The sequence below is a fragment of the Microbacterium sp. NPDC055502 genome (genome assembly GCF_053643635.1).
Genome location: NZ_JBSHKJ010000001.1, coordinates 202,314 through 227,552, shown reverse-complemented (window position 1 = coordinate 227,552; position 25,239 = coordinate 202,314). Strand labels below are relative to the sequence as shown.

29 protein-coding genes are annotated in these 25,239 nt (G+C 69.4%); 25 read left to right on the top strand and 4 right to left on the bottom strand.

The window, feature by feature from the left end; all coding sequences use genetic code 11:
* Positions 1 to 126 precede the first annotated feature (126 nt).
* The 10 genes from secY to rplQ all read left to right on the top strand — a co-directional run bounded on the left by secY (position 127) and on the right by rplQ (position 6,827).
* On the top strand, positions 127 to 1,449 hold the full coding sequence (gene secY / locus ACWH95_RS01150) for a preprotein translocase subunit SecY (RefSeq protein WP_136028899.1): 1,323 nt from the start codon (positions 127 to 129) through the stop codon (positions 1,447 to 1,449).
* Positions 1,446 to 2,051 carry an adenylate kinase gene (locus ACWH95_RS01145; protein WP_136035977.1) on the top strand — a complete coding sequence of 202 codons (606 nt, stop codon included), beginning with the start codon at positions 1,446 to 1,448 and terminating at the stop codon, positions 2,049 to 2,051. Before secY ends, ACWH95_RS01145 begins: the two co-directional genes overlap by 4 nt.
* Before the next feature lies 1 nt (position 2,052).
* Entirely contained in the window at positions 2,053 to 2,904 is an 852-nt protein-coding gene (map, locus tag ACWH95_RS01140; protein WP_136035978.1) for a type I methionyl aminopeptidase, read from the top strand.
* Positions 2,904 to 3,575, top strand: a complete 672-nt coding sequence (locus tag ACWH95_RS01135; RefSeq protein WP_136028904.1) for a DsbA family protein — start codon at positions 2,904 to 2,906, stop codon at positions 3,573 to 3,575. Before map ends, ACWH95_RS01135 begins: the two co-directional genes overlap by 1 nt.
* Before the next feature lie 168 nt (positions 3,576 to 3,743).
* Positions 3,744 to 3,965 carry a translation initiation factor IF-1 gene (infA, locus tag ACWH95_RS01130; RefSeq protein WP_028496510.1) on the top strand — a complete coding sequence of 74 codons (222 nt, stop codon included), beginning with the start codon at positions 3,744 to 3,746 and terminating at the stop codon, positions 3,963 to 3,965.
* Positions 3,966 to 4,029: 64 nt separating this feature from the next.
* A complete protein-coding gene (rpmJ, locus tag ACWH95_RS01125; protein ID WP_005050492.1) occupies positions 4,030 to 4,146 on the top strand; it encodes a 50S ribosomal protein L36 in 117 nt (38 codons plus the stop codon).
* A gap of 149 nt (positions 4,147 to 4,295) precedes the next feature.
* On the top strand, positions 4,296 to 4,670 hold the full coding sequence (gene rpsM / locus ACWH95_RS01120; protein ID WP_062632862.1) for a 30S ribosomal protein S13: 375 nt from the start codon (positions 4,296 to 4,298) through the stop codon (positions 4,668 to 4,670).
* Between the two features lie 30 nt (positions 4,671 to 4,700).
* Positions 4,701 to 5,099 carry a 30S ribosomal protein S11 gene (rpsK, locus tag ACWH95_RS01115; protein WP_045249905.1) on the top strand — a complete coding sequence of 133 codons (399 nt, stop codon included), beginning with the start codon at positions 4,701 to 4,703 and terminating at the stop codon, positions 5,097 to 5,099.
* A gap of 131 nt (positions 5,100 to 5,230) precedes the next feature.
* Positions 5,231 to 6,220, top strand: a complete 990-nt coding sequence (locus tag ACWH95_RS01110; protein ID WP_136028906.1) for a DNA-directed RNA polymerase subunit alpha — start codon at positions 5,231 to 5,233, stop codon at positions 6,218 to 6,220.
* Positions 6,221 to 6,254: 34 nt separating this feature from the next.
* Positions 6,255 to 6,827 carry a 50S ribosomal protein L17 gene (rplQ, locus tag ACWH95_RS01105; RefSeq protein WP_136028908.1) on the top strand — a complete coding sequence of 191 codons (573 nt, stop codon included), beginning with the start codon at positions 6,255 to 6,257 and terminating at the stop codon, positions 6,825 to 6,827.
* Between the two features lie 65 nt (positions 6,828 to 6,892).
* Here rplQ and ACWH95_RS01100 read toward each other — a convergent pair whose 3' ends face one another.
* Positions 6,893 to 8,113 carry a PAS domain-containing protein gene (locus ACWH95_RS01100; protein ID WP_454120021.1) on the bottom strand — a complete coding sequence of 407 codons (1,221 nt, stop codon included), beginning with the start codon at positions 8,111 to 8,113 and terminating at the stop codon, positions 6,893 to 6,895.
* 160 nt (positions 8,114 to 8,273) lie between these two features.
* Between ACWH95_RS01100 and ACWH95_RS01095 the strand changes: the two genes are divergently transcribed.
* The 14 genes from ACWH95_RS01095 (at position 8,274) to ACWH95_RS01030 (ending at position 20,658) form a co-directional block, all read left to right on the top strand.
* Positions 8,274 to 9,293, top strand: coding sequence for a Bug family tripartite tricarboxylate transporter substrate binding protein (locus ACWH95_RS01095; RefSeq protein WP_206252867.1), 1,020 nt, complete (start codon positions 8,274 to 8,276; stop codon positions 9,291 to 9,293).
* A 1-nt stretch (position 9,294) separates the two neighbouring features.
* Positions 9,295 to 9,852 carry a tripartite tricarboxylate transporter TctB family protein gene (locus ACWH95_RS01090; RefSeq protein ID WP_454120020.1) on the top strand — a complete coding sequence of 186 codons (558 nt, stop codon included), beginning with the start codon at positions 9,295 to 9,297 and terminating at the stop codon, positions 9,850 to 9,852.
* Positions 9,852 to 11,399, top strand: coding sequence for a tripartite tricarboxylate transporter permease (locus ACWH95_RS01085; RefSeq protein ID WP_136035981.1), 1,548 nt, complete (start codon positions 9,852 to 9,854; stop codon positions 11,397 to 11,399). Before ACWH95_RS01090 ends, ACWH95_RS01085 begins: the two co-directional genes overlap by 1 nt.
* A gap of 46 nt (positions 11,400 to 11,445) precedes the next feature.
* A complete protein-coding gene (locus tag ACWH95_RS01080) occupies positions 11,446 to 12,243 on the top strand; it encodes a sulfite exporter TauE/SafE family protein (protein ID WP_454120019.1) in 798 nt (265 codons plus the stop codon).
* A 187-nt stretch (positions 12,244 to 12,430) separates the two neighbouring features.
* Complete coding sequence (locus ACWH95_RS01075; RefSeq protein ID WP_136028921.1) at positions 12,431 to 13,435, top strand: SIS domain-containing protein; 1,005 nt, start codon at positions 12,431 to 12,433, stop codon at positions 13,433 to 13,435.
* A gap of 16 nt (positions 13,436 to 13,451) precedes the next feature.
* Positions 13,452 to 14,738 carry an extracellular solute-binding protein gene (locus ACWH95_RS01070; protein ID WP_454120018.1) on the top strand — a complete coding sequence of 429 codons (1,287 nt, stop codon included), beginning with the start codon at positions 13,452 to 13,454 and terminating at the stop codon, positions 14,736 to 14,738.
* 63 nt (positions 14,739 to 14,801) lie between these two features.
* Positions 14,802 to 15,683: a carbohydrate ABC transporter permease gene (locus ACWH95_RS01065; RefSeq protein ID WP_136028925.1), complete on the top strand. Its 882-nt coding sequence runs from the start codon at positions 14,802 to 14,804 to the stop codon at positions 15,681 to 15,683.
* 1 nt (position 15,684) lies between these two features.
* Positions 15,685 to 16,527: a carbohydrate ABC transporter permease gene (locus ACWH95_RS01060; RefSeq protein ID WP_454120017.1), complete on the top strand. Its 843-nt coding sequence runs from the start codon at positions 15,685 to 15,687 to the stop codon at positions 16,525 to 16,527.
* Complete coding sequence (locus ACWH95_RS01055) at positions 16,524 to 17,456, top strand: PfkB family carbohydrate kinase (protein ID WP_168442773.1); 933 nt, start codon at positions 16,524 to 16,526, stop codon at positions 17,454 to 17,456. Before ACWH95_RS01060 ends, ACWH95_RS01055 begins: the two co-directional genes overlap by 4 nt.
* Positions 17,453 to 18,190, top strand: coding sequence for a GntR family transcriptional regulator (locus ACWH95_RS01050; protein ID WP_136028931.1), 738 nt, complete (start codon positions 17,453 to 17,455; stop codon positions 18,188 to 18,190). The genes ACWH95_RS01055 and ACWH95_RS01050 overlap by 4 nt, the downstream gene beginning before the upstream one ends.
* Positions 18,191 to 18,236: 46 nt before the next feature.
* Positions 18,237 to 18,695: an FAS1-like dehydratase domain-containing protein gene (locus ACWH95_RS01045; RefSeq protein ID WP_136028932.1), complete on the top strand. Its 459-nt coding sequence runs from the start codon at positions 18,237 to 18,239 to the stop codon at positions 18,693 to 18,695.
* Positions 18,695 to 19,096 carry a MaoC/PaaZ C-terminal domain-containing protein gene (locus tag ACWH95_RS01040; protein WP_136028934.1) on the top strand — a complete coding sequence of 134 codons (402 nt, stop codon included), beginning with the start codon at positions 18,695 to 18,697 and terminating at the stop codon, positions 19,094 to 19,096. Before ACWH95_RS01045 ends, ACWH95_RS01040 begins: the two co-directional genes overlap by 1 nt.
* Positions 19,093 to 20,223 carry a UDP-N-acetylmuramate dehydrogenase gene (locus tag ACWH95_RS01035; protein ID WP_136028937.1) on the top strand — a complete coding sequence of 377 codons (1,131 nt, stop codon included), beginning with the start codon at positions 19,093 to 19,095 and terminating at the stop codon, positions 20,221 to 20,223. Before ACWH95_RS01040 ends, ACWH95_RS01035 begins: the two co-directional genes overlap by 4 nt.
* A 30-nt stretch (positions 20,224 to 20,253) precedes the next feature.
* On the top strand, positions 20,254 to 20,658 hold the full coding sequence (locus tag ACWH95_RS01030; protein ID WP_136028939.1) for a VOC family protein: 405 nt from the start codon (positions 20,254 to 20,256) through the stop codon (positions 20,656 to 20,658).
* Between the two features lie 73 nt (positions 20,659 to 20,731).
* On the opposite strand, the gene ACWH95_RS01025 is transcribed toward ACWH95_RS01030, so the two are convergent.
* Both ACWH95_RS01025 and ald read right to left on the bottom strand, forming a co-directional pair.
* Positions 20,732 to 21,931: a pyridoxal phosphate-dependent aminotransferase gene (locus tag ACWH95_RS01025; protein WP_136028942.1), complete on the bottom strand. Its 1,200-nt coding sequence runs from the start codon at positions 21,929 to 21,931 to the stop codon at positions 20,732 to 20,734.
* Positions 21,932 to 22,012: 81 nt separating this feature from the next.
* On the bottom strand, positions 22,013 to 23,104 hold the full coding sequence (gene ald, locus ACWH95_RS01020) for an alanine dehydrogenase (RefSeq protein WP_136028944.1): 1,092 nt from the start codon (positions 23,102 to 23,104) through the stop codon (positions 22,013 to 22,015).
* A 107-nt stretch (positions 23,105 to 23,211) separates the two neighbouring features.
* On the opposite strand from ald, the gene ACWH95_RS01015 reads away from it, so the two are divergent.
* Positions 23,212 to 23,730, top strand: a complete 519-nt coding sequence (locus tag ACWH95_RS01015; protein ID WP_136028946.1) for an Lrp/AsnC family transcriptional regulator — start codon at positions 23,212 to 23,214, stop codon at positions 23,728 to 23,730.
* 7 nt (positions 23,731 to 23,737) lie between these two features.
* On the opposite strand, the gene pdxR is transcribed toward ACWH95_RS01015, so the two are convergent.
* Complete coding sequence (gene pdxR, locus ACWH95_RS01010) at positions 23,738 to 25,231, bottom strand: MocR-like pyridoxine biosynthesis transcription factor PdxR (RefSeq protein WP_454120016.1); 1,494 nt, start codon at positions 25,229 to 25,231, stop codon at positions 23,738 to 23,740.
* Positions 25,232 to 25,239: the final 8 nt, after the last annotated feature.

The following is a 25,239-nucleotide window of genomic DNA, read 5'->3' as shown; positions in this document are numbered from 1 at the left end:
CTCCGGCCCCTCTTCTGATTCGGCAGGCGGGCAGGCGGCGACGCCGCAATCGCAGACCTCGGAGTGAGTTACCCTGGTCTTTCAGCCGTCCTTCAGGGATCGGCAACCTTTTCAGGAGGAACGTCCTTGTTTAGCGCCATCGCGCGGATCTTCCGCACGCCCGACCTGCGTCGGAAGATCGGTTTCACGCTCGCCATCATCGCGATCTACCGACTCGGCTCGAACGTCCCCGCGCCGTTCGTGAACTTCCCGAACGTCGAGGAGTGCCTCGCGGCCAACACCGGCACCGAGGGCCTGCTCGGACTGGTCAACCTCTTCTCCGGCGGCGCGCTGCTGCAGCTGTCGATCTTCGCCCTCGGCGTGATGCCGTACATCACCGCGACGATCATCACGCAGCTCCTCCGCGTCGTCATCCCGCACTTCGAGGCGCTGCACAAGGAGGGTCAGGCCGGACAGGCGAAGCTGACCCAGTACACGCGGTATCTCACGATCGCGCTCGCGCTGCTGCAGTCGACGACGCTCGTCACGGTCGCCCGCAGCGGTCAGCTGTTCGGCGCGACCGACATCGCGGCCTGCCAGCAGCTGCTCACGAACGACGTGTGGTGGGCGCAGCTGCTCATCATCATGGCGATGACCGCCGGTACCGGCCTCATCATGTGGTTCGCGGAGCTCGTGACCGAGCGCGGCATCGGCAACGGCATGTCGCTGCTGATCTTCACCTCGATCGCCGCCACCTTCCCGGGCGCCATGAGCATCATCTGGCAGACGAAGGGCTTCGAGATCTTCCTGCTCGTGCTCGTGGTCGGCATCATCGTGATGGGCCTGGTGGTGTTCGTCGAACAGTCGCAGCGCCGCATCCCGGTGCAGTACGCCAAGCGGATGGTGGGCCGGCGCACGTACGGCGGCACGAACACGTACATCCCGATCAAGGTGAACATGGCGGGTGTGATCCCCGTGATCTTCGCGTCGTCGCTGCTGTACATCCCCGCGCTGATCGCGCAGTTCAACACCCCGCAGGACGGCTCGACGCCGCCCGCCTGGGTGAGCTGGGTCACGGCGAACTTCACGAGCGGCAACAGCCCGATCTACATGATCGCCTACTTCCTGCTGATCATCGGGTTCACCTACTTCTACGTCGCGATCACGTTCAACCCGGTCGAGGTCGCCGACAACATGAAGAAGTACGGCGGCTTCATCCCCGGCATCCGCGCGGGTCGCCCGACGGCCGAGTACCTCGACTACGTGCTCACCCGCATCACGCTGCCCGGCTCGCTCTACCTGGGTCTGATCGCGCTGATCCCGCTGATCGCCCTCGCCACGGTCGGTGCCAACCAGAACTTCCCGTTCGGTGGCGCGTCGATCCTCATCATCGTCGGCGTCGGACTGGAGACGGTCAAGCAGATCGACGCCCAGCTGCAGCAGCGACACTACGAAGGGCTTCTCCGATGACAGCATCCGCACGTCTTCTCATCGTCGGTCCGCAGGGTTCCGGCAAGGGCACGCAGGGTGTGCGCATCGCCGAGACCTACGGCATCCCGGTCGTCTCGACCGGAGACATCTTCCGCGCGAACATCAAGGAGGGGACGGCACTCGGCCAGCAGGTCACGGCCATCCTCGACAAGGGCGACCTCGTGCCGGACGAGCTGACGAGCGAGATCGTGCGCGACCGGCTGAGCCAGGAGGATGCCGCGAACGGCTTCCTGCTCGACGGCTACCCCCGGAACACGGCTCAGGTCGAGCACCTCGACGCGTTCCTGGAGGGCCGGGGGGAGGCGCTCGACGCCGTGATCCTGCTCGACGTCCCGCGCGAGGAGAGCATCGCGCGTCTCGCGCTCCGTGCCGCGGAGCAGGGGCGCTCGGACGACACGGACGAGGCCATCGCACACCGCCTGGACATCTACGAGAACGAGACGGCCCCGATCATCGAGGTCTACAGCGCGCGCGGGATCGTCGACCGCATCGACGGCGTCGGCTCGCTCGAGGAGATCACCGAGCGCATCGCTGCAGCACTCTCCGCGAGGGGTCTGCGCTCCGCGGCCTCCGCAGCCTGAGATGTTCCGCCGCTCGATCTACAAGACCCCGGCGCAGTTGCGCGCCATGGTCGAGCCCGGGCTGATCACGGCCGCGGCACTCGATGCCGTCCGTCCCCTCATCAGGGCGGGCGTGAAGACCATCGAGCTCGACGCCGCAGCCAACCGCGCGATCCGCCAGCGCGGGGCCGAGTCGAACTTCCAGCTCGTGCGCGGCTATCACCACACGATCTGCGTGTCGGTGAACGAGCAGGTGGTCCACGGCATCCCGGGGGAGCGCGTGCTCGAGCCCGGCGACATCGTGTCGGTGGACTGCGGCGCCCAGTACGAGGGATGGAACGGCGACAGCGCGATCACGGTCGTCGTCCCCGACGCGGAGCGTCCGGAGCTCGTGGCCCGTCGCGAGGAGCTCTCGCGCGTGACCGAGGGGTCGATGTGGGCGGGCATCGCCGCGATGGCCACCGCGACCTCGATCGACGAGATCGGCGCCGCGATCCAGGACTACATCGAGGCGCAAGGGCCGTCGGTGGTGTCGGGGGAGCCGTACGGCATCCTCCGCGAGTACGTCGGCCACGGGATCGGCCGCAAGATGCACGAGGCCCCGAGCGTGTTCAACTACCGCACGCCCGACCGCGGCGCCGACGTGAAGCCCGGGCTCGTGCTGGCGATCGAGCCGATGGTCACCGCCGGCGGCGAGGCCACGTTCATCGAGGACGACGACTGGACCGTGACCACCGTCGACGGCACTGACGGCTCACATTGGGAACATAGCGTCGCCCGACATGATGGTGGCATATGGGTGCTCACCGCGCCCGATGGCGGAAGAGCCGGACTCGCCCCGTTCGGGGTCGAGCCTCGAGAGATCGGAAAGTAATGGCAGCGGCGAAGAGCAACACCAACTGGTTCGCGATCGGCATCTCCATCGCCGTCGTCGTGGTCCTGGTCGCGATCGGTGGACTCGTGGTGTTCCTCAACAACCAGGCCACGTCGCCAGGAGCCGTGCCGAGCGCCAGCAAGAACTTCGACCCCGAGGCCGGTTCGATCAGCAAGGGCGACGGCAAGGACACCGTCGCGGTGTTCCTCGACTTCCAGTGCCCGGCGTGCAAGGCCTTCGAGGACCAGTTCGGTGCGCAGCTGGAGGAGAAGGCGGCGAGCGGGGAGATCACGCTCGTGAACCACCCCATCGCGATCCTCGACCGCTTCTCGCAGGGCACCGAGTACTCGTCGCGTTCGGCCGGGGCGGCGTTCTGCGTCGCGGAGTCCGACGCCGACCTCTACTTCGACTACGCGAAGGTGCTGTTCGAGAACCAGCCGACGGAGAACACCGCGGGTCTGACCACCGACCAGCTGGCCGAGTTCGCGAAGCAGGTGGGTGCGGACGACGACGTCGTCTCGTGCATCACCGACGAGACCTATCGCAAGTTCGGCGCCGCCCAGGCGAAGAAGAACGACATCAAGGGCACCCCGACCGTGGAGATCAACGGCGAGCGGCTCGACCTGCAGAATCAGGCCGACATGAAGAAGCTCACCGACCTCCTGAGCTGAGTGTGATCCGCCCCGATGCCCCGTCCGGCCAAGTTGCCGGACGGGGCATCGTCGGATAACATAGATCTTTGGTGCCTTGTGCCATGCGTTCGGCGTGTCCGATCGGCCAGGCGCCACCCCCACCCATCCACCGCAGATCGACCGGTCTGCAGAAGCGTCAGCGAGGCTATGGCTAAGAAAGACGGTGTCATCGAGATCGAAGGCGTGATCTCCGAGGCTCTGCCCAACGCGATGTTCCGCGTTGAGCTCACCAACGGACACAAGGTCCTGGCGACGATCTCCGGAAAGATGCGGCAGAACTACATCCGCATCATCCCCGAGGATCGTGTCGTCGTGGAGCTCAGCCCCTACGATCTGACCCGCGGCCGCATCGTCTACCGCTACCGCTGATCGGTCGAGAAGTAACACCCCAGGCATTCCGCCTGCCCGGTGAAGACAGCGAACAGGAAACAACATGAAGGTCAACCCCAGCGTCAAGCCGATCTGCGACCACTGCAAGGTGATCCGCCGCCACGGCCGCGTCATGGTGATCTGCAAGAGCAACCCGCGTCACAAGCAGCGCCAGGGCTGAGTGCCCACCGCTGCGTGAGCAGCGCTCTCGCAATCTCATAACTCAATACGACACGGCAGGATCAGAACCCGCGACAGCGGGGGACACCTCGGGGCGGAGGCCCGGGCACCGATCCTGCTCCACACCTCCACAACACCCAGGAGAACCGCATGGCACGTCTTGCCGGCGTTGACATCCCGCGCGACAAGCGCGTGGTGATCGCCCTTACCTACATCTACGGCGTCGGCCGTACCCGCTCGGTCGAGATCCTCAAGGCGACCGACATCGACGAGAGCATCCGCGTGAAGGACCTCAGCGACGACCAGCTCGTCGCCCTCCGCGACTACATCGAAGGCAACTACAAGGTGGAGGGTGACCTTCGCCGCGAGGTCGCCGCAGACATCCGCCGCAAGGTCGAGATCGGCTCCTACGAGGGCCTGCGCCACCGTCGTGGCCTCCCGGTCCGCGGCCAGCGCACCAAGACCAACGCCCGTACCCGCAAGGGCCCGAAGCGCACCGTCGCCGGCAAGAAGAAGGCCCGCTAAGCAGCGGCCAGGGACTAGGAGAACACTTTCATGGCTGCACCCAAGGCCGCCGCGCGCAAGCCGCGCCGCAAGGAGAAGAAGAACATCGCGCTGGGCCAGGCCCACATCAAGTCGACGTTCAACAACACCATCGTTTCGATCACCGACCCGTCCGGCGCTGTCATCAGCTGGGCGTCGTCGGGTGGCGTGGGCTTCAAGGGCTCCCGCAAGTCGACCCCGTACGCCGCAGGCATGGCCGCCGAGTCGGCCGCCCGCCAGGCGCAGGAGCACGGCGTCAAGAAGGTCGACGTCTTCGTGAAGGGTCCGGGCTCCGGCCGCGAGACCGCGATCCGCTCGCTGCAGGCCGCCGGCCTCGAGGTGGGCTCGATCCAGGACGTCACCCCGCAGGCGCACAACGGCTGCCGCCCGCCGAAGCGTCGCCGCGTCTGATGCGTGCACCGAGCCGCTCGTCTCTCCGGAGCCGAGCGGCTCGGCGCCCCGCGCGGGCATCGACTTCCACAACTCAAGACCTCACCCCACCACATGTCATATAGCGGGCATGTGATCGAAAGGAACACAGAGTGCTTATTGCACAGCGTCCCACACTGACCGAGGAAAAGATCGTCGAGAACCGGAGCCGGTTCATCATCGAGCCTCTGGAGCCCGGCTTCGGCTACACGATCGGCAACGCGCTGCGCCGCAGCCTGCTGTCGTCGATCCCCGGCGCCGCTGTCACCAGCGTCCGTATCGACGGCGTGCTGCACGAGTTCAGCACCATCCCCGGCGTGAAGGAGGATGTCACCGAGATCATCCTCAACATCAAGCAGCTGGTCGTCTCCAGCGAGCGCGACGAGCCCATCACGGCGTACCTGCGCAAGACCGGTGCCGGTGAAGTGACCGCCGCCGACATCTCGGCTCCGGCCGGTGTCGAGGTGCACAACCCCGAGCTCGTCATCGCCACGCTCAACGACACCGCCAAGTTCGAGCTCGAGCTGACGATCGAGCGCGGTCGTGGCTACGTCTCGGCGACGCAGAACCGCAACGAGTACGCCGAGGCGGGCCAGATCCCGATCGACTCGATCTACTCGCCGGTCCTCAAGGTCAGCTACCGCGTCGACGCCACCCGTGCCGGTGAGCGCACCGACTTCGACAAGCTCGTCCTCGACGTCGAGACCAAGTCGGCGATCAGCCCGCGCGACGCCGTCGCCTCGGCCGCCAAGACGCTCACCGAGCTGTTCGGTCTCGCCCGCGAGCTGAACGTCGAGGCCGAGGGCATCGAGATCGGCCCGGCGCCCGTGGAGGCTGTGAACTCCAACGAGCTGTCGATGCCGATCGAGGACCTCGACCTGTCGGTCCGCTCGTACAACTGCCTGAAGCGTGAGGGCATCAACACCGTTTCGGAGCTCGTCGCCCTCTCGGAGACGCAGCTCATGAACATCCGCAATTTCGGCCAGAAGTCGGTCGACGAGGTGCGCGACAAGCTCATCTCGCTCGGTCTGTCGCTCAAGGATTCGGTGCCCGGTTTCGACGGCGCCCACTTCTACGGCGGCAGCGAAGACGAGTCCTTCTGATACCCGACCTTTCCTGACCAGGAGTTAGACGATTATGCCCAAGCCCACGAAGGGTCCCCGCCTCGGAGGCGGCCCCGCCCACGAGCGCCTGCTGCTTGCCAACCTGGCTGCCGCGCTGTACACCCACAAGTCGATCAAGACGACCGAGACCAAGGCCAAGCGCCTGCGTCCGCTCGCCGAGCGCCTGATCACCTTCGCCAAGCGCGGAGACCTGCACGCACGCCGTCGCGTGCTGTCGGTCATCGGTGACAAGGAAGTCGTGCACGTCCTGTTCAACGAGATCGCTCCGCTCGTCGCGGACCGCGAGGGTGGCTACACGCGCATCACCAAGGTCGGCAACCGTAAGGGCGACAACGCTCCGATGGCCGTGATCGAGCTCGTCCTCGAGCCCGTCACCCCGAAGGCGAAGTCGACCAAGAAGGCTGCTGCCGCGCCGAAGGCCGAGAAGCCCGCCGCCGAGGAGACCCCCGCCGAGGAGACCACCGAGGCTCCGGCCGAGGAGACCCCGGCCGAGGACGCCGCTGCCGAGGCCGGCGCCGAGTCGCAGGCCGAGGGCGAGGCCGCTGAGGCCGCCGCCGAGGACGCTGTCGAGAAGAAGTCCGAGTAACACTCGTACGCCACGAAGCCCGCCACCCCACCCGGGGTGGCGGGCTTAGTCGTCATCGGGGGACGTCAGCGGCCGTCGGTGCTGCGATAGCGTGCGCCAGGCCGGCCCTTCGTGCTGTAGTCGAGCGAGCGCACCGCCTGCCCGGTGGCGGCCAGATGCTCCAGGTAGCGGCGGGCGCTCACGCGGGAGATGTCGAGGTCGGCGCCCAGCTCCGCCGCCGAGGCGTCCGGACGGGCGGCGAGAGCCGTGGACACCCGGTGGAGCGTCTCCGCGCTCAGGCCCTTCGGCAGGCCGAACCGCTCGCGGAACGCGATGATGGCGTCTGCCGCCTCCACGCGCTGCACCACGTCGTGCAGCTCGGTGTGATCGCGCAGCAGCAGGGTCGCGCCGCGGTCGGCCTCGTCGTCGCGTCTCGCGGTGCTGCGGGCGACGAGCACGTGCGACCCCACGATCACCGGGCGGCCCGCGGCCTCGCCCTCACGCAGCACCGTCGTGAGCTCCTCGCCCAGGACGTCGGCCGCTACGGCACCGTCGAGGTCGCCCGCGTCTCGTCCGAGGAAACGGGCGGCCGCGTCGTTCGCGAGCGTGATGCGCCCGGAGCCGTCGACCGTGACCACGCCCTCGCTGAGCCCGTGCAGCGTGGTCTCCTGGTTCTTCACGAGTGCCGCGATCTGATGGGGCTCCAAGCGGTAGATGCGGCGCCGGATCACCGAGGTCACCCATGCCGCTCCGAACACGCCCAGCACGGCAGCGGCGAGCATGGCGGAGATCAGCCACACCAGGTTGGCGGTGAACTCCTCACTGAGCTCCGACTCCAGGATGCCCACCGATGCCGTGCCGATCACGGCGCCGTCCTCATCCCGGATCGGCACCTTCACGCGCCAGGAGGTGCCCAGCGTGCCGGTCTGCGTTCCCACGTAGATATCGCCGCCGAGCGGGATCGACGGATCGGTCGAGACCCGTTCGCCGATGCGCTCCGGGTTCGGGTGCGAGTAACGGATGCCCTCGTCGTTGGCGACCACCACGTACGCGAGGTCGGACGCCTCCCTGATCACCTCCGCGACCGGCTGGATCGCGGCGGAGGGATCATCGTCGTCGAACGCGTCGAGCACCACGGGCAGCGCGGCCACGGACTGCGCGACGGCCTGCATGCGATCCTTGTAGGCCTCGCGGAGCGCGTTCTCCTGGAACGCCCCGGCGGCGATCCCCGTGGCGAGGGTCACCAGGAACACGATCAGCGCCTGCAGCGCGAGCAGCTGCATCCGGAGCGTCATCTTCGAGGCCACCCGCTCATTCTCCCGGCTGTCGAACCAGGGCGCGAGCCGCGCGGACCGGCGTTCGCGACCAATACTTACGGAACGCGACCAATGGTTTCGGAAGCTTGAGCGGCCGCATCCACACCTCGATGGTGGACGGATTGCACTCGAACGCTCAAGGAGGAGCGCCATGAAGTACGTCCGCATCGCCACCCTGACCGCCGCGGTCGCCGCCACCGCCCTCGCTCTCACCGCGTGCTCGTCGGGAGGCGGAGACGCCGGAGGCTCGGACGGAGACGGCGAAGCCGTCGCCATCACCGACCTGAACATCGTGGTCCCCGCCGACCCTGGCGGCGGGTGGGACCAGACCGGCCGCGCGATGTCGCAGCTGCTCACGGAGGAGGGGATCGTCGGCTCCGCCCCGGTCACGAACGTCGGAGGCGCCGGGGGGACCGTCGGCCTCGCGCAGCTCGCCAACGAGAAGGACCCGGCGACGCTCATGGTGATGGGACTGGTCATGGTCGGAGCGGTCGAGACCAACGCGTCCGCGGTCCGCATCGAGGACATGACGCCGATCGCCCGCCTCACCGACGAGCCGCTCGTGGTGGTCGTGCCCGCGGAGTCGGAGTACGACACGCTCGAGGACCTGGTGGAGGACGTCGTCGACCGCGGACAGGCCGTGACCATCACCGGCGGTTCGGCGGGCGGGGCCGACCACATCCTGGCCGGGCTCCTGCTGGAGGAGGCGGGCCTGGACGGCGGGGAGATCGCGGAGAAGCTCAACTACACGCCCAACTCCGGTGGCGGCGAGGCGACGTCGCTGATCCTCGGCGGCAAGGTCGCCGCGGGCATCTCGGGCGTCGGCGAGTTCCTGCAGCACATCGAGGCGGGGACGATGAAGGCGCTCGCGGTGTCGTCCGACGAGCCCGTCGCGCAGCTGCCCGACGTCGACACCATCACCGACGCGGGCTACGACGTGGTGCTCACCAACTGGCGCGGCGTGATCGCCCCGGGGGGCATCGACGACGCCGAGCGCGCGGAGCTGGAGCGCATCGTGACCGAGCTGGAGGAGTCGGACGCCTGGAAGGACGAGCTGGAGACCCGCGGGTGGGCCGACGCGTTCCTCACCGGTGCGGAGTTCGACGAGTTCCTCACCGGCAACATCGGTGAGGTCACCACGACGCTGCAGAACATCGGGCTGGTCGGCTGACATGTCGACCGGGTCTCCCGGACCCTCGGGCCTGCAGACCGGCACACGCCGGTCCGTGGGCTCGCTCGGGTCTCTGCCGCGGGGCGAGCTCGTCTTCGCCCTCCTCATGGTCGCGCTCGGTGTGTTCGCCCTCGTCGGCGTGTTCTCCATCCACGTCCCTGCCGGGGCCCAGGTGGGTCCGACCGTGTTCCCCCTGTTCGTGTCGGTGCTGCTGCTCGGGTCGGCGGTGGCCGTGGTCGTGAGCATCCTCCGCGGTCACCGCGGCGTCCCGGAGGACGGCGAGGACATCGACCAGGAGCTTCCGACGGACTGGCTCGCGCTCGTGAAGATCGTGGCGCTCGTGGTGGCGCACCTGCTGCTGATCGAGCCGCTCGGGTGGGCGCCCGCCGCGGCGCTGCTGTTCGGCGGTGGCGCCTGGGCGCTCGGAGCACGCCGATGGTGGGTGGCCCTGCTGGTCGGTGCAGCCATCGCGCTCGTGGTGCAGATCGTGTTCGGCGGACTGCTCGGGCTGTCGCTCCCGTGGGGGCCGGCGCTCGGCTGGCTGGGGAGGATGCTCTGATGGACAGCTGGACCCTGCTCCTGGAGGGCTTCGCGACCGCGCTGCAGCCCCAATACCTCGTGTTCGCGTTCTTCGGCGTGCTGATCGGCACGGCAGTGGGCGTGCTCCCGGGTATCGGCCCCGCCATGACGGTGGCCCTCCTCCTGCCGCTCACCTACACGCTGGAGCCGGCCGCGGCCCTGATCACCTTCGCCGGCATCTACTACGGCGGCATGTACGGCGGATCGACCACGAGCATCCTCCTCAACACTCCCGGGGAGTCCGCCTCGATCGTCACCGCGATCGAGGGCAACAGGATGGCCAAGCTCGGCCGGGGCGCCGCGGCCCTCGCGACCGCGGCGATCGGCTCGTTCGTCGCCGGCACGCTCGCGACGATCGGCCTCACGCTGCTGGCGCCGGTGCTGGCGCAGTTCGCCGTGAACCTCGGACCGGCGGACTACGTGGCGCTGATCGTCGTCGCGTTCGTCACGGTCGGCGCGCTCATGGGCTCCTCGGTGCCGCGGGGCCTGCTGTCGCTCGGCGTCGGGCTGTTCCTCGGGCTGGTCGGCACCGACTGGCTGTCCGGGCAGCAGCGCTACACGCTCGGCCTGCTGCCGCTCGCGGACGGCATCGACGTGGTGCTGGTGGCGGTGGGCCTGTTCGCCGTGGGGGAGACGCTCTACGTCGCCGCCCGTCTGCGCCACGGTGCGGTCGACGTGATCCCGGTGGCGCGCGGGTGGCGGAGCTGGATGACGAAGGACGACTGGCGGAGGTCGTGGAAGCCGTGGCTGCGCGGCACCGCCATCGGGTTCCCGATCGGGACGATCCCGGCGGGCGGTGCCGATGTCGCGACCTTCCTGTCGTACGCGACGGAGCGGAAGCTCTCCCGCCGCAAGGACGAGTTCGGGCGTGGCGCCATCGAGGGGGTGGCCGGGCCGGAGTCGGCGAACAACGCGGCGGCGGCCGGAGTGCTCGTGCCGCTGCTGACGCTCGGCCTGCCGACCACCGCGACCGCGGCGATCATCCTGACCGCGTTCCAGACGTACGGCCTGCAGCCGGGCCCGCTGCTGTTCACGGGACAGTCCGACCTGGTGTGGGCGCTGGTGGCGAGCCTGTACATCGGCAACGTCATCCTGCTCGTGCTCAACCTCCCGCTCGTGGGCATGTGGGTGAAGCTGCTGCAGATCCCTCGGCCGTACCTCTACGCGGGCATCCTGCTGTTCGCCGCGTTCGGTGCCTATGCGCTGAACTTCGCGGTCGTCGACATCCTGATCCTGCTCATCATCGGTGTGCTGGGGTACTTCCTCCGCCGGTACGGGTTCCCGGTGGCACCGCTCGTGGTGGGCATGATCCTCGGGCCGATGGGCGAGGAGCAGCTGCGTCGCGCACTTCAGTTGAGCCAGGGTGACCTGACGACGCTCGTCGCGCAGCCGTTCGCGGCCGTCGCCTACGCCGTGCTCGCGCTGCTCATCGCGGGCGGGCTGTGGCTGCGGCGTCGGCAGCGGCGGTACGAGCAGGCGCTCACGGCGTCGATCGCGGTGCCGGTGAAGGCCGACTCCGAGGTGTGAGAGCCGCGGGTTCGAGCAGGGGAGGGGTCGGGAGTAGGCTGGTCCGGTGACTGACGCGCAGGCCCTGAGACGCGGGCCTCGCGCCTACACGGCATTCATCGGCATCGGCCTGCTCGCCGGTCTCCTCTCCGGCCTGTTCGGCGTCGGCGGCGGCACGGTCATCGTCCCGCTCCTGGTGCTCCTGCTGCACTTCGACCAGCGGCTCGCGGCCGGCACCTCGCTGGCCGCGATCGTGCCGACCGCCAGCGTCGGTGTCATCTCGTACGCCACCACCGGATCGGTGGCATGGATCCCGGCCCTGATCCTCGCCGCGGGCGCCGTGGTGGGCGCGCAGATCGGCACGCGCCTGCTCCAGCGCATCTCGCAGACCGCGCTGCGCTGGGGCTTCGTGGGCTTCCTGGTCGTGGTGATCGTGAGCCTATTCCTGGTGATCCCCTCGCGTGACGCCGTGTTCGAGTTGACCTGGCTCACCGGTATCGCCCTGGTCGGCGTCGGCGTGGGCACCGGCATCCTCGCCGGACTCATCGGCGTCGGCGGCGGTGTGATCGTGGTACCGGTGCTCATGCTCGCGTTCGGCACCAGCGACCTGGTCGCCAAGGGCACGTCGCTGCTGATGATGATCCCGACCGCGATCTCCGGCACCGTCGGCAACCTCCGCAACCGGAACGTCGACCTTCTCGCCGCCGCGCTCATCGGTGTCTCGGCGTGCACGACGACCGCGCTCGGCGCGTGGCTCGCGACGATCGTCAACCCCTCCGTGGGCAACATCCTGTTCGCCGCGTACCTCGTGGTGATCGCGGTGCAGATGGCGATCAAGGCCGTCCGCGGCCGTCGTCGCGCCTGATTCCGCGCTTTCCGCTCGCCGGCTCCTGACCCGCGCCGACAGGGTCCTTCGTCGCCGGGAGGTTTTCTGCGACCCCTTTTTCCGCAGACCTCTTTACAAGCCGACCGGTCTCTCGCTAACGTCAGTCATCACATGACGTCATATAACAAGTCATGATGTTTGCTACCGGTCATCAGAAGGGACCATCTTGTCTGCCACCGCTCTGTTCGTCGACTCCGCCGCCATCGAGAATCAGCTCGCTGCGGCTCGCCAGGCGATCGCGACCCGGGACACCATCTCGCGCGTCGTGCTCACCGCCTGCGGCGGCTCCTACGCCGTCATGCAGCCCATCGAGTACCTCTTCGGAACGAAGGCCGTCCGGCTCGAGGCGACCGCCCTGAACGCCGCCGAGTTCACCTCGCGCGCCTCGTCCCGCGTCGACGCGGACACCCTCGTCCTCCTCTGCTCGCACTCGGGCACCACCCCGGAGACGGTCGAAGCCGCCCGTCACGCCCGCGAGCGCGGCGCCCTCACCGTCGCCTTCACGTTCGACCCCGCCTCCCCGTTGGCCGAGGCCGCGGAGCATGTCGTGGCCTACCAGCACGGCGAGGGCAAGAGCGAGGCCCACGTCGGGCCGGCGCTCCTCCTGCGCCTCGCCGCCGGCATCCTCGACGACCGCGAGCAGGCGGGTATCGCGACCGCCGTCGACGACGCCGTGGCACAGTTGCCCTCGCTCGTTCCCGCAGCCCGCGAGGCGCACGCCGCCGCCGCCGATGCCTGGGGCTACGCCTCCCGCCGCGAGCCCCTCATCTACACCATGGCCGCGGGATCCAACTTCGGCTCGGCCTACTCCTTCGCCATCTGCCTGCTGCAGGAGATGCAGTGGGTGCACTCCGCCGCGATCCACGCCGGCGAGTACTTCCACGGCCCGTTCGAGATCACCGAGGAGGACGTGCCCTTCATCGCGCTGCTCGGCCTCGACGAGACCCGCGCCGTGGAGCAGCGCGCCGTCGACTTCGTCACGAAGCACTCGAAGCGGGTGCTGGTGCTCGACGCGCAGGAGTTCGGCCTGGACGTCGTCGCCCCCGAGGTCCGTGGCGTCTTCGCCCACCTGCTCTTCAACATCGTGCTGCGCGCCTACGCGGACGCGCTCGCCGACCACCGTGGTCACCCCCTCAGCGTGCGCCGCTACATGTGGCGCATGGAGTACTAGGAACGAAAGGATCGCAATGATGCGAACGTCAACCCGGATCGGCGTGGCGGCTGCGGCCGCTGTCGCCCTCGTCGTCCCCCTGGCCTCGTGCGCCGGAGGCGAGAGCGAGGCCGCGGACGGCCAGGTGGAGATCAGCTTCTTCCACCGCTGGCCGAACGAGCCGAAAAACTCGTACTACAGCGACATGGTGGCGGAGTTCGAGAAGGAGAACCCCGACATCACCGTCTCCGTCGAGAGCGTGCTCAACGACGCCTACAAGGACAAGGTCAAGGTCGTCGCCGGCTCCGCGAACGCCCCGGACGTGCTCTTCACGTGGAGCGGATCGTTCGTCGATGAGCTCGTCGCCAACGACGCGCTGCTCGACCTGGGGCCGTGGCTCGAAGAGGACACCGCGTTCCGTGACAGCTTCTACCCGAGCCAGCTCGAGGCCTTCGAGGTCGACGGCACCTCCTACGGTCTGCCTGTGGGGATGCAGTCGAAGCTGTTCTTCTACAACAAGGACGTCTTCGAGGAGCTGGGGCTCGAGCCGCCGACGACATGGGACGAGTTCATCGACGTGCTGGAGGAGATCCAGGACGCGGGGATGACCCCCATCGAGTACGGCGCGCAGGAGCAGTGGACGATCGCGCACTACGTGGGCACGCTCAACCAGCGCGTGGTCGACCCGGAGGTCTTCGCCGCGGATCAGGATCCCGCCACCGGCGAGTTCACCGACCCCGGGTACGTGACCGCTCTGGAGAGGTTCCAGGAGCTGGCGGAGTACATGAACGACGACCTCACCGCCGTCGGGCACGAGATCGCGCGCAACGCGTGGATCGCGGGGGAGGCGCTCATCATGTACATGCAGAGCGCCGAGGTGGGGTACTTCGGCGACGCGCAGTTCGAGTACGGCACGTTCAACTTCCCGGCCGTCGAGGGAGGCAAGGGCGACCCGGAGGAGTTGACGGGGGCACCGGAGGGCTTCGCGATCTCGAAGACCACGAAGCACCCGGAGGAGGCGCAGCGCTTCCTGGAGTTCCTGCTCAGCAAGCAGAGCGGCATCGCCTACGCCGAGCGGGCGGGGGAGCTGAGCCCGGTGAAGGGTGCCGTGGAGGAGGCGGACGTGCCCGAGATCTCCCAGGAGCTCGCGCAGGGGATCGTCGACGCCTCGGCGATGACCACCTGGCTCGACAACGCCTACGATCCGCAGATCGTGCAGGCGTACCTGTCCGAGACGCAGCTGATGCTCAGCGGCCAGCAGACCCCGGAGGGTGTCATGGCCGCCGTGCAGGAGGCGGCGACGCGGGTGCGCGACGCCTCCTGATCCGCCTCGGGGCCGCCGTCGCCCGCCGTCGGCGGCCCCTCCCACTTCGGAAGAGACACCGTGATGAGAACACGATCCCGAGCCTGGTCGAACCTGCTCTACGTGCTTCCCGCGATCATCCTGATCGGGGTGTTCGTGTACTACCCGCTGGTCGCCAACGCGGCCTTCGGCTTCTTCTCCTTCAGCGCCGGCGCCGGTGAGATGCGCTTCGTCGGCCTCGACAACTTCGCCCGCCTGCTGTCGGACCCCGTGATCGCGACCGCGCTGGGCAACAACATCCTGTACGCGGTCGTGTCGATCGTGTGCCAGGTGCTGGGCGCTCTCGTGATCGCGGCCTGGCTCACCCGGCTGCTGGGACCGCGCATGGGCGCCTTCCTGCGGAGCGTCTACTTCCTCCCCGCCGTCATCTCCATGACGGTGATCGCGCTGCTGTTCACGTTCGTCTACAACGCCCGTGGCGGACTGCTCAACGCCCTGCTGGAAGCCGTCGGGCTCGGCGGCCTGCAGACCGCGTGGCTCGCCGACGTCGACACGGCCATGGGGGCGGTCATCGGCGTCTCGCAGTGGCAGAGCATCGGCTACGTCTGCATGCTCTACGTCGTGGCGCTGCAGCAGATCCCCGAGGAGTACTACGAGGCGGCGTCGCTCGACGGCGCCGGCCGCATCCGCCAGTTCTTCAGCATCACCGTGCCGCAGGCCAAGGAGATGATCTTCGTCGCCATGATCCTCACCGTCTCTGGGGCCTTCACGGTCTTCAACGAGCCCTACATCCTCACCAAGGGAGGCCCGGGCAACACCACCCAGGTGCTGGCGACCTACATGTACAACCAGGGCTTCTTCCAGAACCAGATGGGCTACGCCTCGGCCATCGCCAGCCTGATCTTCGTGATCACCCTCGTGCTGTCGGTCGTGCAGATGGTGTCGTTCCGAAGCGGGAGGGACTGAGATGAGCGGCACCCGGCTCCGTCCGGCGGAACGTCTCCGCCAGGTTCCCGTCCACCTCGTCCTCGTGATCTACGCCGTCGTGATCGCCTACCCGCTGCTGTGGATGGTCATCTCGTCGTTCAAGTCGTCGTCCGAGATCTTCACCGACCCCTGGGGACTGCCGTCGGTCTGGCTCGTGCAGAACTACGCGGCCGCCTGGGACCGCGGCATCTCCGACTACTTCGTGAACTCGGTCGTCGTCACGATCGTCTCGACGGTGGCCACGGTGGCGATCGCGGCACTGTGCGCGTACGGCATGGTGCGACTGTCGAGCCGGATCGCGAACATCGTCCTGATCATCGCCATGGGCGGCCTGGTCGTCGCACCGCAGGTGAGCCTGATCCCGCTGTACCGGCTGCTGGACGCGATGGGCCTGCTGAACACCTCCTGGGCGATGATCCTGCCCTACGTGGCGTTCCGGCTGCCGATGGCGATCCTCCTCATCCGGTCGGTGTTCCTCGGGATCCCGCGCGAGCTGGAGGACGCCGCGACCATCGACGGCTGCGGCTCGTTCGGCGTCTTCCGCCACGTCTACCTCCCGCTGAGCGCCTCGGTGCTCACCACGGCCGCCGTGCTGACCGGCTACTTCGCCTGGAACGAGTTCCTCTTCGCGATCGTCTACATCGACGCCGATGCGCTGCGCACCATTCCCGCCGGACTGATGTCGTTCCGGGACTCGCTGTCGACCGAATGGGGGGTGCTGCTGGCAGGATTGACGATCGCCGCCCTCCCGATCGTGGTGGTGTTCCTCGCACTGCAGCGCTACTTCGTGGCGGGCGTCGCGGCGGGGAGCGTGAAGGGATGACCATGGACGTGGATGACCTCCGCACCGCGCTCGCCGCGGTGCCCCCGCCCTCGCTCGTCGGCGTGGGTGACAACGTTCTCGACTGCTACCTGCACGAGGACCTCGCCTATCCCGGGGGCAACGCCCTGAACGTCGCCGCCTACAGCCGGCTGTTCTTCGGGGGAAGTGCCGCGTTCATGGGCATCATGGGCGACGACCGGTTCGCCGACCACGTGCGCGGCGTGCTCGACGAGATCGGCGTCGACGCCGCCCGGGTCCGTCGTGTGCACGGCGCCAACGGGATGGCGTTCGTCGCCCTCGACGACGACGGCGACCGGCGCTTCGTGGCCTCCAACCGCGGCGGGGTGCAATCCGAGCTGCGGCTGCGGCTGAGCGAGGTCGACCACGAGTATCTCGCCCGCTTCGCCCGCGTGCACACGTCGGTGTACTCGTCGCTGGAGCCCGAGCTGCCCGCCATCGCCGAGCGCGGGACGCGGGTGTCGTTCGACTACTCCGACGACGCGTCACCCGAGGTGATCCGCAGCACGGCACCGCACGTCGACGTCGGCTTCTTCTCCGGGGGCGGACTCTCCGATGCCGAGGTCGAGGAACTGGGCCGCTACGCCGTGCGCTGCGGCATCGGGTCGGCCGTGGTCACCCTGGGCGCCCGCGGATCCCTCGCCTTCGACGCGCAGTCCGTGCATCGCACCGGCATCCGCCCGGTCACCGCGGTCGACGCCCTCGGCGCGGGCGACGCGTTCCTCACCGGGTTCCTCGCGGCGCGGGCGGCCGGCGCCGACCTCGGCGACTGCCTCGACGTCGCCGCGACGAGCGGGGCGCTCGCCTGCACCCTGCGCGGTGCCTTCGGATACCCTGTGCATGCCGGGGACGACGCGCGAGCGCAGATGCTGCGCCACTATCCGGCGCCGGAGAGGAGGGCTTCGACGTGACTCAGCTGTCGCCGGGGGTGGGATCGACGCCGCTGCACGAGCAGGTCCGCGGGCTGCTCCTGCGCGAGATCGACGCGGGCACCTACGGCGAAGGGGAGCGGTTGCCGTCCGAGCCGGAGCTGTGCGAACGCTTCGGCGTCAGTCGCATCACGGTGCGTCGCGCGGTCGCCGATCTGGAGAGCCTCGGCATCGTGCGACGGCAGCAGGGCCGCGGCACGTTCGTGGCGCCGCGCCGCGAAGTGATCGGAGCCATGACGCTGGGCGGATTCGCCGACACGGTCGTCGCCGACGGCGTCAAGTCCCGTCGCATCATGCGCGCCGAGACCGTCCCCGCCGACGAGAAGCGCGCGCGCCGTCTCGGCGTGCAGGTGGGTGACCCGGTGTTCCGTCTCGTGCGCGTCTTCGCCCTCGACGACATCCCGCTGTCCATCGACGACAGCCGGTACTCCCTCACCCGCTTCCCCGAATTCGACCGGCACATCCGCGACGACACCTCCACCTACCAGGTGCTCCGCGACGTCTACGGCGTGGAGTTCTCGGAGATGTACCGCGAGATCGACGTGGGGTTCACGAACGCGCAGACAGCGGAGTGGCTCGCGCGCCCCGAGCACGATCCGCTCATCGTCATCCGCAAGCGTGCTCTCGACCGCTCCGGCGAGATCGTGCACACCTCCCGGGTGAAGGTCGTCCCCAGCCGGATGACGTTGAACATGGTGGCGCGATCGAAGGACTGACGGTCGCGAGGGCGTCCGGTGTCCACCCCCTCGGTAGGATCGAGGGGTGGCAGTCAACCAAGATCTGATCGGCCGGGAGTTCCCGCCGACCGCCCCCTATCTGGTCGGCAGGGAGAAGGTGCGCGAGTTCGCGCGCGCCGTCTTCGCCGACGCCCCGCAGCACACCGACGTCGAGGCGGCCCGCGCAGCCGGCTACGCCGACGTGGTCGCCCCGCCGACCTTCGCGATGGTGATCCAGGACCTCACGCTCCAGCAGCTGCTGGGCGACGAGAACGCCGGGATCGAGCTGTCGCGCACGGTCCACGCGGAGCAGCGGTTCCGCTACTCGCGGCCGATCGTGGCGGGCGACGAGCTCACCGCACAGCTGCGGGTCACCGGCATCCGCATGATGGGCGGCAACGCCATGATCACGAGCGAGACCGAGATCGTCGATGACGAGGGTGCGCACGTGGTCACCGCCACCACCGTGCTGCTCGTCGGCGCGGAAGAGGGAGAGGACGCCTGATGGGCTTCACCGTCGGAGACGTGGTCGCCGAGCGCACCGTGCACCTCACCCGCGAGTCCCTGGTGCGCTACGCCGGTGCCTCCGGAGACTTCAACCCCATCCACTACCGCGACGACGTGGCCGCATCGGTCGGGCTCCCCGGCGTGCTCGCGCACGGCATGCTCACGATGGGCATCGCCTCGTCGGTGGTCGTGGCTGCCCTCGACCCCGCCACGCGCATCGTCGACTACGGCGTGCGCTTCACCAAGCCCGTCGTGGTCGACACGGTGGACGGTGCCGACATCCATGTGGCGGCGACGGTCGGCGCGGTCGACGACGACACCGCGCGGATCGACCTGAAGGTCACGTTCGACGACACGAGCGTGCTCGTCAAGGCGCAGCTGCGCGTCGCCGTCCGATGAGAGAGGTCGAACCCCTGCGGCTGGCCGAGCTCACGACGCTGCGCACCGGCGGCGCCCCCGAGCGCATGTTCGACGCCACCACGACCGAGGGTCTCGTCGAGGCGCTCCGCGAGACCTGGGAGCGGGGCGACCCGTGGTTGGTGCTGGGCGGCGGCTCCAACCTCTTCGTGGGGGACGAGCCGTTCGACGGCACCGTCATCCGCGTCCGCACGACCGGGATCGAGGAGCTCCCCTCGCCGCATGCGGGTCGTATCCGGCTGCGCGTGCAGGCGGGCCACGGCTGGGATGACCTCGTCGCCTACGCGGTCGAGCACGGGTACGCCGGCCTGGAGGCCATGAGCGGCATCCCGGGGACCGTCGGTGCATCTCCCGTGCAGAACATCGGCGCCTACGGCCAGGAGATCCAGGAGACGCTGGTCGAGGTCGAGCTGATCGACGAGTCCACGGGTGAGATCTCGACCGTGCCCGCGGCGGAGCTCGGGCTGGGCTTCCGCACCTCGGTGCTCAAGCATCACCACGGCAGCGAGCCGAAGCGCCGCGCCGTGATCCTGTCGGTGACGGTCGACCTGCTGGTCGCGGGGGAGCGGGTGGTGCGCGGTGAGCAGCTCCGTCGCGCGCTCGGGCTGACCGACGACGCGCCGGTGCCGCTGACCTGGGTGCGGGAGCGCATCCTGGCGACCCGCGGGTCGAAGGGCATGCTGCTCGACGAGCACGACCCCGACACGCACGGCGTCGGCTCCTTCTTCCAGAACGCGATCGTGACGGCTGCGCAGGCGCGCACGCTGCCCCCGGAGTGCCCGCGCTGGCCGGTGGCCCCCGACCTCGACGCCGTGACGGTCATCCCGCTCGCGTCGTACGACGGGTACGTGCCGCCGACCAGGGCCGAGGCGCCCGACGTGAAGGTGAGCGCGGCCTGGCTGATCGAACAGGCGGGTATCCGCAAGGGCTTCAAGCTCCCGCGGTCGCGCGCCTCGGTCTCCACCAAGCACGCCCTCGCCCTCACGAACCGCGGTGGGGCGACCGCGGCGGAGGTCGCGGAGCTGGCGCGGTTCATCCAGAGCCGCGTGCACGCCGAGTTCGGGCTGGTGCTGCAGCCGGAGCCGGTGCTGCTCGGCGTCGACCTCTAGGGCGTCCGACCCGCGTCGTACACTCGCCGCATGAGTGGACTGATCCCGTACCTGCTGTTCCCCGGCACCGCCGCCGAAGCCCTCGGCCACTACCGCGACGTGTTCGGGGGTGAGTTGCAGCTGATGGACTACGCGCAGGCCGGTCGCCACGACGGTCCTGGTGACGCCGTCGCGCACGGGCAGCTCAGCGGCGGCCCGGTCGAGCTCGCCGGAGCGGATGCGGGCGCCGACGACGACGCGGTGCAGATGAGCGGCATGTTCCTGTCGCTTCTCGGAACGGCGGATGCGGCGACACTGACGCGCTGGTTCGGTGAGCTCGCCGCCGGCGGGCGAGTGATCGATGCGCTGCAGCGGCGGCCGTGGGGCGACCACGACGGAACGCTCGTCGACCGCTACGGCATCCGCTGGCTCATCGGCTTCCACCCCGAGGACTGACCCGCGCGCAGCACCGGGACAGACGACGAGACCCGCCCGGCCGGGAGCGGCGGGGCGGGTCTCGGGGTGTCGGTCAGGAGAACAGTCGCTGCAGGCGCTGCACGCCCTCGAGGAGCTGCTCGTCGCCGAGCGCGTACGACATGCGGATGTAGCCGGACGGGCCGAACGCCTCGCCGGGCACCACGGCGACCTCGGCCTGGTCGAGGATGAGGTCGGCGAGCTCCAGCGACGTGGTCGGGGTCACCCCGCCCCACGTGCGACCGAGCAGGCCCTGCACATCGGGGTACACGTAGAACGCGCCGAGCGGGTTGGGCACCACGAGGCCGTCGATCTTCGACAGTTCCGACACGATGAGGCGACGACGCCGGTCGAACGCCTCGCGGAACTGCTCGGCCTCGGTCTGCGGGCCGTTGAGCGCCGCGATCGCCGCCTTCTGCGCCACGTTGTTCACGTTGCTGGTGAGGTGCGACTGCAGGTTGCCGGCGATCTTGATCGCGTCGGCCGGGCCCACCATCCAGCCCACCCGCCACCCGGTCATGGCGTACGTCTTGGCGACGCCGTTGACGAGGATCGTCTGGTTCGCGGCCTCGGGCACGGCCTCCACGATCGACGTGGCCTTCACGCCCTCGTAGGTGAGGTTCTGGTAGATCTCGTCGCTGATGATCCAGATGCCGTGCTCGACGGCCCACTCGCCGATGGCCTTCGTCTCCTCGGCCGTGTACACCGAGCCGGTGGGGTTCGACGGCGACACGAACACGAGCACGGTGGTGCGCTCGGTGCGCGCCGCCTCCAGCTGCTCGACCGTGACCTTGTACTCCTGGTCGGCGCCCGCGAACACCTCGACCGGCGTGCCGTCGGCGAGTCGGATGGCCTCGGGGTACGTGGTCCAGTACGGGGCGGGCAGCAGCACCTCGTCGCCCGGGTTCACGACCGCCTGGAAGGCCTGGTACACCGACTGCTTGCCGCCGTTGGTGACGATGACCTGGCTGGGCGAGACCTCGAGTCCCGAGTCGCGGAGCGTCTTGGCGGCGATGGCCTCGCGCAGCGCGGGCAGTCCAGGGGCCGGGGTGTAGCGGTAGCTGGCCGGGTCGGCGAGGGCCTCGGCGGCGGCGTCGACGATGAACTGCGGCGTCGCGAAGTCGGGCTCGCCCGCCGCATACGAGATGACGGGCTTGCCCTCGGCCTTGAGGGCCTTCGCCTTGGCATCGACCTTGAGCGTCGCGGACTCGGCGATGGCGGACAGTTTGCGGGAGAGAGGAGCGCGTTCGGTCACGGTTACGAGCGTACTCGCGTCGCCACGGCGGTCGACATGTGGGGACCGGCCAAGATCCGCGGTTCTTTCGGGTCGGGAAGGTCAGTCCGCGAGACCGTGGGCGCGGGCGACGGCCTCGAGCGTGATGCGTCCGCCCTGGACGTTGAGCCCCTTCGCCAGCGCCGCGTCCTCCGCGGCCGCGCGCTCCCAGCCCTTGCCCGCGATCGCGGACACGTAGGGCAGCGTGGCGTTGGTGAGGGAGCGGGTCGCCGTCGTGGGAACCGCTCCCGGCATGTTCGCGACGCAGTAGTAGATGGAGTCGTGCACCGCGAAGGTGGGGTCGTCGTGCGTGGTGGGCCGCGAGCCCTCGAAGCAGCCGCCCTGGTCGATCGCGATGTCGACCAGCACCGAGCCCTTCTTCATCCCCGCGACCATGTCGTCGGTCACGAGCTTCGGCGCGGCGGCCCCGGGGATCAGCACCGAGCCGATCACGAGGTCGGCCGTGGCGAGCTCCTCGGCGATGTCGTAGCGGCTCGACGCGCGGGTCTCGAGCGCGCCGCCGTACCGGTGCTCGAGCTCGCGCAGGCGCGGCAGGGAGATGTCGACCACCGTGACCTTCGAGCCGAGGCCGAGCGCGTTGGCTGCCGCGTGCTCTCCGGCCACACCGCCGCCGATGACGACCGTCTTGGCGCGCGGTGTCCCGGCGATCCCGCCCAGCAGCATGCCGCGGCCGCCCTGCGACCGCAGCAGCGAGTACGAGCCCATGGTGACCGAGAGGCGTCCGGCGATCTCGCTCATGGGGACGAGGAGGGGAAGCGATCGGTCGGGCAGCTGCACCGTCTCGTACGCGACGGCCGTGGTCCCCGCGGCCACGAGGGCGTCGGTGAGCGGGCGGTCGGCGGCCAGGTGCAGGTAGGTGAACAGGGTGAGATCGTCGCGCAGGAAGCCGTACTCCGCGGCGACGGGTTCCTTGACCTTGATGAGCAGGTCGGCCTCGCCCCAGGCCTCTTCGGCGGAGTCGACGATCTCGGCGCCCGCCGCGCGGTAGTCGTCGTCGGCGATGCTGGAGCCGATGCCGGCCCCCGACTGCACGAGCACGCGGTGGCCCTCGTGCACCAGGCGATCCGCGCCCGCGGGAGTGAGGGCGACGCGGTTCTCGTTGTTCTTGATCTCGGTCGGGACGCCGATCTTCATCGATCCTCCTGGTCTCGGGGTGCGTAGGCGCAGACCAGAATCGCAGAAACGTCGAGGAAGGGACAGATTTGATGAAGGCAATTCGGCCATCGCGAGAATCCTGAATAATGCTTCGTATGGCCACCACGTCTTCCGCCCCCGAGCCGAACAGCGTTCGGGCACCGGCGCTCGACCAGACCGATGCCCGCATCGTGCAGCTGCTCACCGTCGACGGCCGCATGACCAACGCCGAGCTCGCGGCGCGCCTCGGCGTCGCGCCCTCCACCGCGCACGCCCGGTTGCGCGCCCTCGTCGACCGCGGCGTGATCACCGGCTTCCACGCCAGCGTCGACGAGCGGCAGCTGGGCGCGGGACTCCAGGCGATCATCGGCGTGAGCCTGCGCCCGAGCGCCCGGCGCGAGAGCATCGTGGAGTTCGCCGACCGGGTGCGCGCCCTGCCGCAGGTGATCCAGGTGTTCTTCCTGGGCGGCGACGACGACTTCCTGCTGCACATCGCGGTCGCGGACTCGTCGGAGATGCGCGAGTTCGTCCTGGAGCACCTGTCGGCGCAGAGCAGCGTCGCCTCGACCCGCACGAGCATCGTGTTCGACTACCACCGCAACTCCGTGGCCGCGCCGTTCCACTGAGCGGAGGTCAGGAGCGCACGGAGCGGAGGACCAGGGCGAGCCGTGCCGCGGCCTCCTCCACCAGTGCGTCGTCGAGGTTGCCGTAGCCCAGCACGAGTGCCTCGAACGGTGTGACGGCGACGGCGTACCGCTGCAGCGGCGTGAGCGCGATGCCGAGGCCCGCCGCCGCCGACACGACCTCTGCCGCCGTGCACCACGGGGGGAGCCGCAGCACGAGGTGCATCCCCGCGGCGATCCCGGAGACCTCGAGGCCCGGCAGCTCCCGGTCGAGCGCGTCGAGCAGGCGCTGCCGTCGACGGCGGAACCGCGAGCGCGAGGATCGCAGATGCCGCTCGAAGTCGCCGCGCGTGAGGAAGTGCGCGAGGGCCGCCTGGTCGACGAGCGACGGGGGTCCTGCGGCGGGGGCGGGGGCGAGGTCGGACGGCAGGAGCATCCACCCGACGCCGAGGGCCGGGGAGACCGACTTCGACAGCGACCCGATCAGGGCGACCCGATCCGGAGCGAGGCGCTGCAGGGCGGGGACGGGGCGCCGGTCGTAGCGGAACTCCGCGTCGTAGTCGTCTTCGATCAGCAGCGCATCGGCGGCGCGGGCCCAGCGCACCAGGCGCTCGCGCCGCGCCGGCGACAGGGCGGCGCCGAGCGGGAACTGGTGGGCGGGCGTCACGAGCGCCGCGCGGGCACCGGTCTGCGCGGCGAGCTCGACCAGGCTGTCGGTGTCGATGCCCTCCGCGTCGACCGGGACCGGGATGGGCCGCAGTCCGTTCTGCTCCGCCTGCACGCGCAACCGCGACCAGCTCGGGTCCTCCACCAGGATCGCGCGGTGGCCGCGCCGGTGCAGCTCGCGCGTGAGGAGGTCCATCGCGTCGGTCGCCCCGTGGGTGATGATGACGTGGTCGGGGTCGGCCACCGCGTGCCGCGAGCGGGCCAGGTACGACGCGACGGCCGCCCTCGCGGACGGATGCCCCGATGTCGGTGCGGCGGCGAGTTCGCGATCGGGCAGCGCGGTCAGGGCCGCCCGCAGCGCGGACGACCAGCGGGCACGCGGCACCGCGCGCAGGTCGGGGATACCGGGCCGCAGGTCGTAGCGCGCCGGTGCCCGCGTCGCGGTGTGGGACTCGGTCGCGGTGTCGGCCGCGGGCGCGAGTTCGCGCGCACCGGTGGTACCCGTGCGGCCCGGGTGGCCGGGTCGCCGTGCACCCGCGGGTTGCGGGGGAGGAGGAGCTCCGAGGCTCTCCGCGACGCGCGTCGCCGAACCGGTCCGCGCCTCCAGCACTCCCTCGGCGACGAGCTGCCCGTAGGCCTCGGTCACCACCCAGCGCGAGACCCCGAGCGTCTCGGCGAGGGTCCGGCTCGGCGGCAGCGCGGCGCCGGGGGTGAGGCGTCCGTCATCGATCGCGCGGCGCAGGGCCGACTCCACGCGATCGCGCAGTGGGTCGCCCTCGACGTCGGAGTCGAGATCGATCAGGGTCTCCCACGCGAGAATCGGTCTGGTGTTCTGCATCGTGATTG

Coding starts and splice junctions, on each gene's coding strand:
- ACWH95_RS01015 (WP_136028946.1), top strand. CDS start 23,212: ATGCTTCGTATGGCCACCACGTCTTCCGCCCCCGAGCCGAACAGCGTT.
- map (WP_136035978.1), top strand. CDS start 2,053: ATGTTCCGCCGCTCGATCTACAAGACCCCGGCGCAGTTGCGCGCCATG.
- ACWH95_RS01065 (WP_136028925.1), top strand. CDS start 14,802: ATGAGAACACGATCCCGAGCCTGGTCGAACCTGCTCTACGTGCTTCCC.
- rplQ (WP_136028908.1), top strand. CDS start 6,255: ATGCCCAAGCCCACGAAGGGTCCCCGCCTCGGAGGCGGCCCCGCCCAC.
- ACWH95_RS01090 (WP_454120020.1), top strand. CDS start 9,295: ATGTCGACCGGGTCTCCCGGACCCTCGGGCCTGCAGACCGGCACACGC.
- ACWH95_RS01135 (WP_136028904.1), top strand. CDS start 2,904: ATGGCAGCGGCGAAGAGCAACACCAACTGGTTCGCGATCGGCATCTCC.
- ACWH95_RS01040 (WP_136028934.1), top strand. CDS start 18,695: ATGGGCTTCACCGTCGGAGACGTGGTCGCCGAGCGCACCGTGCACCTC.
- ACWH95_RS01085 (WP_136035981.1), top strand. CDS start 9,852: ATGGACAGCTGGACCCTGCTCCTGGAGGGCTTCGCGACCGCGCTGCAG.
- rpmJ (WP_005050492.1), top strand. CDS start 4,030: ATGAAGGTCAACCCCAGCGTCAAGCCGATCTGCGACCACTGCAAGGTG.
- rpsM (WP_062632862.1), top strand. CDS start 4,296: ATGGCACGTCTTGCCGGCGTTGACATCCCGCGCGACAAGCGCGTGGTG.
- ACWH95_RS01060 (WP_454120017.1), top strand. CDS start 15,685: ATGAGCGGCACCCGGCTCCGTCCGGCGGAACGTCTCCGCCAGGTTCCC.
- ACWH95_RS01035 (WP_136028937.1), top strand. CDS start 19,093: ATGAGAGAGGTCGAACCCCTGCGGCTGGCCGAGCTCACGACGCTGCGC.
- ACWH95_RS01070 (WP_454120018.1), top strand. CDS start 13,452: ATGATGCGAACGTCAACCCGGATCGGCGTGGCGGCTGCGGCCGCTGTC.
- rpsK (WP_045249905.1), top strand. CDS start 4,701: ATGGCTGCACCCAAGGCCGCCGCGCGCAAGCCGCGCCGCAAGGAGAAG.
- ald (WP_136028944.1), bottom strand. CDS start 23,104: ATGAAGATCGGCGTCCCGACCGAGATCAAGAACAACGAGAACCGCGTC.
- pdxR (WP_454120016.1), bottom strand. CDS start 25,231: ATGCAGAACACCAGACCGATTCTCGCGTGGGAGACCCTGATCGATCTC.
- ACWH95_RS01145 (WP_136035977.1), top strand. CDS start 1,446: ATGACAGCATCCGCACGTCTTCTCATCGTCGGTCCGCAGGGTTCCGGC.
- ACWH95_RS01095 (WP_206252867.1), top strand. CDS start 8,274: ATGAAGTACGTCCGCATCGCCACCCTGACCGCCGCGGTCGCCGCCACC.
- ACWH95_RS01055 (WP_168442773.1), top strand. CDS start 16,524: ATGACCATGGACGTGGATGACCTCCGCACCGCGCTCGCCGCGGTGCCC.
- infA (WP_028496510.1), top strand. CDS start 3,744: ATGGCTAAGAAAGACGGTGTCATCGAGATCGAAGGCGTGATCTCCGAG.
- ACWH95_RS01030 (WP_136028939.1), top strand. CDS start 20,254: ATGAGTGGACTGATCCCGTACCTGCTGTTCCCCGGCACCGCCGCCGAA.